Source organism: Polaromonas sp. P1_G4 (genome assembly GCF_056405475.1).
Genome location: NZ_JBFUCA010000620.1, coordinates 1 through 2,161 on the forward strand (window position 1 = coordinate 1; position 2,161 = coordinate 2,161).

Below are 2,161 nucleotides of genomic sequence, written 5' to 3' on the forward strand. Positions count from 1 at the left end.
TCTAAGGCCAGTGTGTCTTCCCATTCCACCACCGGGGCTGAAAACTGTTCTGGTACTCAAGGGGAGACTCGAACTCCCAAAAGACCTGGTTTTGAAGCAGGCGCGTCTTCCGATTCCGCCACTTGAGCATTTATCTGGTGTCCAGCCCGGATTCGATCCGGCGCAAGGGGTTATCGATCCATCGACCGAGGTAGCACGGCATGAATGGTGGCGGCCTGTACGGGAATCGAACCCGTGACCACATCCTGGACAGGGAAGTGCTCTACCAGCTGAGCTAACAGACCAAAAGAATGAAGAAGACCGGAATGAAGATGCTCCATGTAGCAGGTCTCGAACCTGCGACCTCATGCTCCCAAAGCACGCGCGCTACCAACTGCGCCACACACGGCTTGAATCGAGCTGAATGAAAACTGAATGGCCTCGCGTGAAAGATTTGAACTTCCGACCCTCTGCTTCGTAGGCAGATGCTCTGATTCCGGACTGAGCTAACGCGAGAAAAATCTATTTGGGTTATTGCTGCTGCACGCAGGCAGACTCGAACTGCCAGCCTCGACCTTCGGAGGGTCGCGCTCTGAGTCCCGCTGAGCTATGCGCGCAAATGGCTTGGGTGATGCAGGTGGTGGTTGCAGTTGGGACCGAGCCAACGACCGGCGGGTTATGAGCCCGCTGCTCTACCACTGAGCTATGCAACCCGAAAAAATGGCAGGCCGTGATGGATTCGAACCACCGAAATGTCGGGATCAAAACCCGATGCCTTGGACCAGCTTGGCGAACGGCCCATCAAAGAGATGGCGGAAGATAGGGGATTCGAACCCATGAGCCCACTTTCATGGGCTCTCGCTTAGCAAGCGAGTGCCTTGAACCTCTCGGCCAATCTTCCAAAAATTCCCGGTTACGAGTTCCGGTGCCACCCTATCTTTGAGGCCGGTTTCCGCACTACGCTCTTGCGAGCACTGCGCTTCTTTACTGAACAGCTGCCAGCCAATTACCTGGCTGCCAGCGCTGGAATTGGCGTCACGTAGGGGATTCGAACCCCTGTCTACAAGAATGAAAATCTTGTGTCCTGAGCCACTAGACGAACGTGACAAATACCCTGGCGCCCACGGTCGCGATTTGAACGGCCGACCTGCTGCTTACAAGGCGACTGCCTTACCGCTCCATCGACTGAGCTACGCGGGCTAAAAACTGAATCCATTTCGGCTGTACCTGCATGTGAGCGGCCGGCATGAAGCCGAACCGGGGTCTCCCACTGCACTGCATTTCCGGGGCCATGAACCCCGGCTGCCAGCACACACGCCACCAGACCGTCTCCTCGGTCTCGCGCAGGTGACGTGAAACAGGCACACCCGAAATGGAGCGGACAGACGGCTTCGAACCGACGACATTGAGCCTGGAAGGCTCACGCTCTACCTACTGAGCTATGTCCGCAATTTTTGCGGAACTCGCTGCCATCCAGTGTTTGGCTGCTGTCCCGCTGCAAATTTTTAAAGACTCCCGCGCTTGAAGCGCATCGACGGCACGATCACCGTCAGGGAAAAACAAAAAGGCCCGGTTCCTTGCGGATACCGGGCCTCTGGGTGTCAGAGATTTAGAAGGTACGCTCAGGCGTCTCCTTCTCCCGGTTGTGTGGAATCCTCGTGGTTCTGCTTGGACATGGCGGTCCGCAAAATGGACAACGCAAAAGAACTCAGCCCACGACATTGGCCCAGATGAACGTCACGGCGACGCACGGCAGCACCACCCCAGACGGAGGGGTTGTTTCTTGCGTTGGCGGCTATCGGTTTCATGATGAGTGTGTGGAAAGGGTTGATGCCAAAGTAGCGATGAAAGGTAATGTAAAATCTTTTTACACCATCGTCAACGGGTCGATGCAAAATAATCTGGATTGTTGCAACCACGTCACATGGACTCCGAGAACGTCAATAGAAACCGGCGCAACAACCTGCTGATCATCATTCGGGAGTTCAGCGAGAAGGAGTTGGCCACCGGCGAATCACCTGTCGGCATGTTGGGCCGCATCGCCAGACAACTTGGCCTCAGCGCAGGGGGACTGAGCCAGTTCAAGGGTGACGCAAAGGGCACCGCGCGGAACATCGGCGATGCAGCAGCCGCGCAGATCGAGAGCAAGTCCGGAAAGCCAAAAGGCTGGATGGATACGGAT

Annotated in this window: 10 tRNA genes and 1 pseudogene; 1 reads left to right on the forward strand and 10 read right to left on the reverse strand. The window is 56.0% G+C overall.

What is annotated here, in order from left to right:
• Positions 1–50 precede the first annotated feature (50 nt).
• The 10 genes from AC1D1X_RS21335 to AC1D1X_RS21380 all read right to left on the reverse strand — a co-directional run bounded on the left by AC1D1X_RS21335 (position 51) and on the right by AC1D1X_RS21380 (position 1,428).
• Positions 51–128 (reverse strand) — tRNA-Leu (locus AC1D1X_RS21335).
• A gap of 80 nt (positions 129–208) precedes the next feature.
• Positions 209–284 (reverse strand) — tRNA-Asp (locus AC1D1X_RS21340).
• A 31-nt stretch (positions 285–315) separates the two neighbouring features.
• A tRNA-Pro gene (locus AC1D1X_RS21345) sits at positions 316–388 on the reverse strand.
• Between the two features lie 27 nt (positions 389–415).
• Positions 416–495: transfer RNA gene (locus AC1D1X_RS21350), tRNA-Arg, on the reverse strand.
• A gap of 25 nt (positions 496–520) precedes the next feature.
• Positions 521–596 (reverse strand) — tRNA-Arg (locus tag AC1D1X_RS21355).
• Between the two features lie 21 nt (positions 597–617).
• Positions 618–692: transfer RNA gene (locus AC1D1X_RS21360), tRNA-Ile, on the reverse strand.
• 8 nt (positions 693–700) lie between these two features.
• A tRNA-Gln gene (locus AC1D1X_RS21365) sits at positions 701–779 on the reverse strand.
• A gap of 10 nt (positions 780–789) precedes the next feature.
• Positions 790–880: transfer RNA gene (locus tag AC1D1X_RS21370), tRNA-Ser, on the reverse strand.
• Positions 881–1,009: 129 nt separating this feature from the next.
• A tRNA-Glu gene (locus tag AC1D1X_RS21375) sits at positions 1,010–1,086 on the reverse strand.
• A gap of 266 nt (positions 1,087–1,352) precedes the next feature.
• Positions 1,353–1,428, reverse strand: a tRNA-Gly gene (locus AC1D1X_RS21380).
• A 475-nt stretch (positions 1,429–1,903) separates the two neighbouring features.
• Between AC1D1X_RS21380 and AC1D1X_RS21385 the strand changes: the two are divergent.
• Positions 1,904–2,161 (forward strand): annotated as a pseudogene (locus AC1D1X_RS21385) (hypothetical protein); the annotation flags it as partial.